Below are 8,122 nucleotides of genomic sequence, written 5' to 3'. Positions count from 1 at the left end.
GAGGGAGTAGTGGCCGCGAGGCATGAGGGTGCAGTCCTTCGGGCGGGCCGGTGAGGGGGCGGTGGCGGGTCTGTGCGGGGTCCTTATGGGCCAGGCCCCCGCCGTGAGGGGCGGGGGCCTGGATTCACCGGCTGCTGTGGGTGAGCACCGAGCACCAGCGGATCAGTGGTACGGAATCAGCTGGTGGTCGGGCGTCGGCTCAGTAGCGGTAGTGGTCGGGCTTGTAGGGGCCTTCGACCTGGACGCCGATGTAGGCGGCCTGCTCGGGGCGCAGCTCGGTGAGCTTGACGCCCAGCGCGTCGAGGTGGAGGCGGGCGACCTTCTCGTCGAGGTGCTTGGGGAGCACGTAGACGTCGGTCGGGTACTCCTCCGGCTTGGTGAACAGCTCGATCTGGGCCAGGGTCTGGTCCGCGAAGGAGTTGGACATCACGAAGGACGGGTGGCCAGTGGCGTTGCCCAGGTTGAGCAGGCGGCCCTCGGACAGGACGATCAGGACCTTGCCGTCGGGGTGGGTCCAGGTGTGGACCTGGGGCTTGACCTCGTCCTTGACGATGCCGGGGAGCTTGGCCAGGCCGGCCATGTCGATCTCGTTGTCGAAGTGACCGATGTTGCCGACGATGGCCTGGTGCTTCATCCGCGCCATGTCGGACGCCAGGATGATGTCCTTGTTGCCCGTGGTGGTGATGAAGATGTCGGCGGTCTCGACGACGTCTTCGAGGGTGGCGACCTGGTAACCGTCCATCGCCGCCTGCAGGGCGCAGATCGGGTCGATCTCGGTGATGATCACGCGGGCGCCCTGGCCGCGCAGCGACTCCGCGCAGCCCTTGCCGACGTCGCCGTAGCCGCAGACCACGGCGGTCTTGCCGCCGATGAGGACGTCGGTGGCGCGGTTGATGCCGTCGATCAGGGAGTGGCGGCAGCCGTACTTGTTGTCGAACTTCGACTTGGTGACGGCGTCGTTCACGTTGATCGCCGGGAAGAGCAGGTCGCCGTCGCGCTGCATCTCGTAGAGACGGTGCACGCCGGTGGTGGTCTCCTCCGTGACACCACGGATCTCGGAGGCCAGGTTGGTCCACTTCTGCGGGGCCTCGGCGATCGTGCGGGTGAGCAGCTCCAGGATGGCGCGGTGCTCGTCGCTCTCGGCGGTCTCGACCGAGGGGACCTTGCCGGCCTTCTCGTACTCGACGCCCTTGTGGACCAGGAGGGTGGCGTCACCACCGTCGTCGAGGATCATGTTGGGGCCGCCGGTGGGCGAGTTCGGCCAGGTCAGCGCCTGCTCCGTGCACCACCAGTACTCCTCCAGGGTCTCGCCCTTCCAGGCGAAGACCGGGACACCCTGAGGGGCGTCGGGGGTGCCGTTCGGGCCCACCGCGATGGCGGCCGCGGCGTGGTCCTGGGTGGAGAAGATGTTGCAGGACGCCCAGCGGACCTCGGCGCCCAGGGCGACCAGGGTCTCGATCAGGACGGCGGTCTGCACGGTCATGTGCAGGGACCCGGTGACCCGGGCGCCGGCCAGCGGCTGGGCGGCGGCGTACTCCTTGCGGATCGCCATCAGACCGGGCATCTCATGCTCGGCGAGGGTGATCTCCTTGCGGCCGAAGGCGGCGAGGGACAGGTCGGCGACCTTGAAGTCCTGGCCGGTGGCTGCTGTCGTCATGCGGGCTGCTCCTCGAGCGTCGAGGTGGATGGGCTGGCAGTCTGCGGCGCGGGCTGGGGTTCCCCGGCGGTAGCTGGGGTGAAGGAGCGTACGCGGAAGCGGATACACCTCTCCCCCGGCCGCAGCGCAGTCCGTCGGAGGCCCTCTCTCCCTCGGCCGGTCCGCGGGGCGGGCCGCCCGACCGCCATCAGCAGCGACGTCTGGCACTGGTCACGAATCTACACCGATCGGCCCAGCGACCCCAGCCCGGATGGGCCGGTTCCGTGCGGTCCCGGCCAGGGAGAGGCGGCGGGACGGCCGGTGACGACCGGGCTCCGGGACGTCGGCGATCAAGGTCTTGGCTGCTCGGGACTCCGGAGCCGGAGGGCTTTGCGCGCGCTGTCGCGTCATGCAGGATGCCTGCAGCGCGGGAACACTCGCACGGCCGCGCGCATATTCGTACGGCCGCGCGCACGTTCGTAAGGAGAGATACGTGACCACGAGTCCAGCCGATCCCCCCGAGGGCGCGGGGACGGGCGGGCACGGGCTGAAGCTGCTCGCAGTGACGGCCTGCCCGACCGGCATCGCCCACGCCTACATGGCCGCGGAGAAGCTGGCGCAGGCCGCCCGGTCCCTCGGGCACGAGATGAAGGTGGAGACGCAGGGCTCCATCGGGGCTGAGAATGTTCTGTCTGACAACGATGTCAGAGAGGCGGACGGCATCATCATCGCCGCGGACAAGGACGTCGACCGCGGTCGGTTCGTCGGCAAGAGGGTCCTGGCGGTCGGTGTCGCGGAGGGCATTCACCACCCGGAGCAGCTGATCGAGCGGGTGCAGAGCGCGCCGGTGTACGGCGGCGAGGAGGGCGACGGGGCCGGTGTGGCCCCGTCTTCCGGGGGCAGCGGCGGCGGCAAGGAGCGCAGCGTCGCGTACAACGCGCTGATGAACGGCGTCAGTTACATGATCCCGTTCGTGGTGGTCGGCGGTCTGCTGATCGCGATCTCGCTGGCGCTGGGCGGGCATCCGCAGGCCGACGGCGGTCTGGTCATCCCCGACGGGTCGTTCTGGAAGCACGTCAATGACATCGGTGTCATCGGCTTCACGCTGATGGTGCCGATCCTGTCCGGCTATCTCGCGTACGCGATCGGCGACCGGCCGGCGCTGGTGCCGGGCATGATCGGCGGCTGGATCGCCAATACCGGTGAGCTGTACGACTCCAAGGCGGGCGCGGGCTTCATCGGCGCGATCGTCACCGGCTTCCTGGCCGGGTATCTGGTGCTGTGGATCAAGAAGGTCAAGGTCCCCAGGTTCGTCCAGCCGATCATGCCGATCATCGTGATCCCGATCGTGGCGACCACGGCGCTCGGGCTGTTCTTCATCTATGTCATCGGCAAGCCCGTCTCGTGGGTGTTCACGCATCTCACCGACTGGCTCGGCGGGATGACCGGGTCCAGTGCGATTCTGCTCGGCGCGATCCTCGGCCTGATGATCGCGTTCGATATGGGCGGTCCGGTCAACAAGACCGCCTTCCTGTTCGGGGCGGGGCTGATCGCGTCCGGCAACCAGACCGTGATGGGCATGTGTGCCGCGGCGATCCCGGTCATGCCGCTCGGTCAGGGGCTGGCCACGCTGATCCGCCGGCGCCTGTACTCCGAGCAGGAGCGGGAGACGGGCATGGCGGCGCTGTTCATGGGGCTCTTCGGGATCTCCGAGGGTGCGATCCCGTTCGCCGCGGCGCGGCCGGCGCAGGTCATTCCGGCGAACATGCTCGGTGGTGCGGTGGCCGGTGCCGTCGCGGGGATGGCCGGGGTGACGGACGCGGTGCCGCACGGCGGGCCGATCGTGGCCGTGCTGGGCGCGGTCGGCGGGGTGCCGGTGTTCTTCGTCGCCGTTGCCATCGGAACGGTGGTCACCGCGCTGGCCACGGTCACCTTGGTCGATTTCTCGGAGCGCAGGAAGGGCGATGCCGCGGCGGCGCCGCTGAGCCCCGTGACCGCGCCGGCCGGAGCTGGAGTCGGCGCCGTGGCCGTAGCCGTAGCCGGTGGAGCGGGTGCCGTCGCGAGCGCCGGTGCCGGTAGTAGCGACGGTGCCGGTAGTGGGGCCGGTGCAGGTGCCGATGCAGGTGCGGCGGGCGGTACGGCGACGGCCACCTTGGCCAAGGCTGCGGCGGACGAGGCCCGTACGGCCGAGACGCGTACGGAGGAGAAGGCGCCCGCCGGGGACGAGGATCCCGCCGGGGACGAGGGTCAGGTGCTGTCCGGCTATCTGACCGAGCAGACCGTCAAGACGCAGCTCGCCGCCGACGAGAAGGAAGCGGCGATCCGCGAGATGGCCGAGCTGGCGGCCGGCACCGGCAAGGTGGCGGACGTGGCGGAGCTGGTGCGGGTGGCGCTGGCGCGGGAGGCGCAGGGCACCACCGGGCTCGGTGAGGAGATCGCCGTCCCGCACGCCAAGACGGACGCGGTGACCGCTCCGGTCGTCGGCTTCGCGCGCTCCGCGGAAGGCATCGACTGGGGTTCGCCGGACGGCACGCTCGCCAAGCTGGTCTTCATGATCGCGGTACCGGAGGCGGCGGCCGGGGACGAGCATCTGCGCATCCTGGCGCTGCTGTCGCGGAAGCTGATGGACACCGACTTCCGGGCCCGGCTGCAGGGCGCGGAGGACAAGGTGGCGATTCTGCGCGCCCTCGGCGAGATCCACTAGGGCGTGGGCGAACACATCCCGTAAGGGGTGCAAGCGCCCCCTTCGGGGCCACAACGCAGCGGTCCGGGGGCGGTATTCCTGTGGGTCCGGGGGCGGTATTCCCGTGGGCCCCGGGCGGTATTCCCGTGGACCTCGGGGCGGTATCCCGTGGGGACGGGGTCCCGTGGGCCCGGGGACGGGGTCCCGTGGGCCCGGGGACGGGGTCCCGTGGGCCCGGGGACGGGGTCCCGTGGCTCACGGCATGATCGACGGGCCGTGATCGACAGGCTTGGCGCCGCAGGCTTGACGCCGTACGGCAAAGGCCCCCGCAGCGCCGTAGGGCAAAAGCCCCCGCAGCGCTGTATGGCAAAAGCCCCCGCACTCGCCAGGAGTGCGGGGGCCCGCTCGATCGCAGGGCGACTCAGTGGCCTTCCGGTGTCTCCGACGCGTCGGTGCCGGCGGTGGCCGCGGCCTCGTCGTAGATGTCCGGCTCCAGGTAGATGACCCGGGCGATCGGCACGGCCTCGCGGATGCGGGCCTCGGCGGCGTTGATGGCCTCCGCGATCCGGGTGGCGGTGTCGTCGTGCCGGACCGCGATCTTGGCGGCGACCAGCAGCTCCTCGGGGCCGAGGTGGAGCGTGCGCATGTGGATGAGGCGGGTGACGACATCGCCGTCGACGACCGCGGCGCGGATCTTGGCGACCTGCTCGGGGCCGGCCGCCTCGCCCAGCAGCAGCGACTTGGTCTCGGCGGCCAGCACCAGGGCGATCACGACCAGCAGCGCGCCGATGCACATGGTGCCGATGCCGTCCCAGACGCCGTTGCCGGTGGCGACGGTGAGGCCGACGCCGCCGAGCGCGAGGACCAGACCGACCAGCGCGCCGAAGTCCTCCAGGAGGACGACCGGCAGCTCGGGGGCCTTGGCGCGGCGTACGAACTGGGCCCAGGTCTGCTTGCCGCGCAGCTCGTTGGACTCCTTGATGGCCGTACGGAAGGAGAAGCCCTCGGCGATGATCGCGAAGACCAGGACGCCGACCGGCCAGTACCAGTTGTCCAGCTTGTGCGGTTCGTGGATCTTCTCGTAGCCCTCGTAGAGCGCGAAGACGCCGCCGATGGTGAACAGGACGATGGAGACCAGGAAGCCGTAGATGTAGCGCTCGCGGCCGTAGCCGAAGGGGTGCTCTGCGGTCGCCGCGCGCTGGGCCTTCTTGCCGCCGAGCAGCAGCAGGCCCTGGTTGCCGGAGTCCGCGACGGAGTGCACGCCTTCGGCCAGCATCGAGGACGAGCCGCTGAAGGCGAAGGCCACGAACTTCGCTGCGGCGATCGCCAGGTTGGCGCCCAGCGCCGCAACGATCGCCTTTGTCCCGCCTGATGCACTCATAAGTGCCGCATGTCCCTTCCGTCGGCGGAGCTCTACCGCTTTACCGCCCCTTTAATACTGCTGGGGCGGTCATTGTTGCAGCCCGGCGCCCGGTGGCCGCCATGAGGCCACCTGCCGGACAGGTTCCGGCGCCCCGAGGCGGCTAGGCAACGACCGTCGCGCGGAAGAGGGTGCCCTCTCCCGAGAGCGTGAGGTGCTCGCCGGCCCGTGCGAAGGCGGACTCGCCGGGTGCCAGGGTCAGCTCGGCGTCGCCGCCCCGGAGTTGGACCGTGCCGGCCGTGCACAGCAGGATCTGCGGCGTACGGGAGACCAGCGGTCGCGGTGCGGCGCCGGGGGCCACCACGAAGCGGGAGAGCCGGAACTCGTCGATGGGGGTCTCGTAGATCTCCTCGCCGTCGACGTCCTCGGGGCGCAGCACGCCCGCGTCGCCGGCCTCGAAGCGGACCACCCGCAGGAGTTCCGGTACGTCGACGTGCTTGGGGGTCAGACCGCAGCGCAGCACATTGTCGGAGTTGGCCATCAGCTCGACGCCGAGGCCGCTGATGTATGCGTGCGGGATGCCCGCGCCGAGGAACAGCGCCTCGCCGGGCTGGAGTTGGACGTGGTTGAGCAGCATGGCCGCGAGCACGCCGGGGTCGCCGGGGAAGTGGTGGGCGAGGACGGCGCAGGCGGCGTAGGCGTCGGCGTGCGGCCCGCCCTTGGCGGCCAGCTGGTCGGCGGCGACGGCGGTGCGCTCGACGGTCTTGGCGATCGCGTGGTGCTCGGCGCTCAGTACGGCGGTGAGCACCTCGCGCAGCGCGGCCTCCTCGGGGCTGGCGCGCAGGATGTCGACGTACGGCTTGAGGTCGTCGACGCCCAGGCCCTCCAGGAGGTCCGCGGCCTGCGCCGGGTGCCGGAAGCCGCACAGGCCGTCGAAGGGGGTGAGCGCGCAGATCAGCTCGGGCTTGTGGTTGGCGTCCTTGTAGTTGCGGTGGCCGGCGTCGATCGGGACGCCGCGCCGCTCCTCGTCGGCGAAGCCCTCCTTGGCCTGTGCGAGGTCGGGGTGGACCTGGAGGGAGAGCGGCGAGCCGGCCGCGAGCAGCTTGAGGAGGAAGGGCAGCCGGGGGCCGAAGGCGCGGACGGTGTCGGGGCCCAGTTCGGTCTCGGGGTCGGCGTCGATCACCTCGGCCAGCGAGACGGGGCCAGAGCCACGGTCGATGCGGGAGGGGGCGCCGGGGTGGGCGCCCATCCACATCTCGGCCTGCGGTTCGCCGGTCGGCGCGGTGCCGAGGAGCTCCGGGATGGCGGTGACGGAGCCCCAGGCGTAGGGGCGCACGGTGTTGACGAGGCGGTCCATGGGGCTGCTGCTTCCTGACTTTCGTACGACTGCGTGTCTGCGGGTGATGCTGCGGGCCCGCGGACCGCGGGCCGACCGTCAAAGATCACTCGGTCCCGGCGAGCGCCAGGTAAACGGCGCCGAAATCTGCGATGGCGAGAAGTTCAGCGGCCTTCTCCAGATCGCTGCCGGCGTCCGCCTCCAGCTCGCTGACGGCGGTGTCGCGCTCCTCGGCCAGCACATGGGCGGCCCGGGTGGCGGACAGCGCGCCCGGCTCCTCCTCGCGCAGCAGCACGACCCGGGCGTGCATCGCCGCGGGCTGGTCGACCCGGTCGCGGAAGAAGTCGTCCGGGTCGGCGCCGGCGGCCAGCGCACCGGCCAGCAGCGTGCGGTGGGTGGTGAGCGCTTCGGGCAGCTCGGCGACGAGCGCGGGGCGGCCGGCGAGCCCGGCCAGCTCGGTCGCGAAGTGCCGGCCGACGGCGCCGGCGATGGCGCCTTCCGTCCAGATGAGCGGGAGCGCGTCGGCGAGGTCGGCGGCCAGCGTCTTGCCGGGGTTGGTGTACGTCGGGATGGCCGGGCCGCAGCGTTCGGCGAGCTGGTCGAGGCGGTCGGCGAGCTTGTTCAGGGCGTCCGGCGGGGCGCTCAGCAGGCCGATCCGGTCGCCGAGCATGAGCAGCGGGATGAGCACCGACCAGAGGGTGCCGGGGGCGGCCGGCGGGGCGCCCTCGACGTCGAATTCGGCGTCGTACGACGTGGTCGCCAGCGGGACGGGGAGGCCGCGGGCCTGGATGACGGCGTCGGCGAGCGGGCCGCCGGCCGGGGTGACGGCGACGACGGAGCAGCCGCGGCGGTAGGCCTGTTCGACCAGTTCGGCGAGGCCGGGGTCGTCGGCGTCGGGTCCGGCGAGCAGCAGCAGGTCCAGGGGGCCGGTCCAGCCGGGCAGCGTCCAGCGCAGCGCGCCGGGCAGCGGCGCGACGCCGGTGGGCTGGATGAGGCTGACCGGGCAGCTGCCGCCGCTGAGGGCGCCCAGGAGGTCGGCGACGCCGGCCGCGGCCGGGCCGGGCCCCGCGACGAGGACGGCGCGCGGCCGCCCGTCGGGGGTCAGTG

General features: G+C 71.5%; 5 protein-coding genes. 1 reads left to right on the top strand and 4 read right to left on the bottom strand.

Annotated elements, in window-relative coordinates:
• Positions 1 to 199 precede the first annotated feature (199 nt).
• Positions 200 to 1,657 carry an adenosylhomocysteinase gene (gene ahcY / locus DY245_RS35220; protein WP_128511168.1) on the bottom strand — a complete coding sequence of 486 codons (1,458 nt, stop codon included), beginning with the start codon at positions 1,655 to 1,657 and terminating at the stop codon, positions 200 to 202.
• A gap of 541 nt (positions 1,658 to 2,198) precedes the next feature.
• Here ahcY and DY245_RS35215 point away from each other — a divergent pair.
• Positions 2,199 to 4,340: a fructose-specific PTS transporter subunit EIIC gene (locus tag DY245_RS35215; RefSeq protein WP_244943470.1), complete on the top strand. Its 2,142-nt coding sequence runs from the start codon at positions 2,199 to 2,201 to the stop codon at positions 4,338 to 4,340.
• A 400-nt stretch (positions 4,341 to 4,740) separates the two neighbouring features.
• Here the strand turns inward: DY245_RS35215 and DY245_RS35210 are convergent, their stop codons facing one another.
• The 3 genes from DY245_RS35210 to DY245_RS35200 form a co-directional block, all read right to left on the bottom strand.
• A complete protein-coding gene (locus tag DY245_RS35210) occupies positions 4,741 to 5,700 on the bottom strand; it encodes a cation diffusion facilitator family transporter (RefSeq protein ID WP_128511166.1) in 960 nt (319 codons plus the stop codon).
• A 142-nt stretch (positions 5,701 to 5,842) separates the two neighbouring features.
• Complete coding sequence (gene manA / locus DY245_RS35205; protein ID WP_128511165.1) at positions 5,843 to 7,036, bottom strand: mannose-6-phosphate isomerase, class I; 1,194 nt, start codon at positions 7,034 to 7,036, stop codon at positions 5,843 to 5,845.
• A gap of 85 nt (positions 7,037 to 7,121) precedes the next feature.
• A partial coding sequence (locus DY245_RS35200) for an SIS domain-containing protein (RefSeq protein WP_128511164.1) occupies positions 7,122 to 8,122 on the bottom strand: 1,001 nt, incomplete at its 5' end.

The organism is Streptomyces inhibens, assembly GCF_003389455.1.
In the GTDB taxonomy this organism is placed as follows: Bacteria; Actinomycetota; Actinomycetes; order Streptomycetales; family Streptomycetaceae; genus Streptomyces; species Streptomyces inhibens.
Note: the sequence above shows the minus strand (reverse complement) of the source record. Positions and strands in the feature narration are given on the sequence as shown.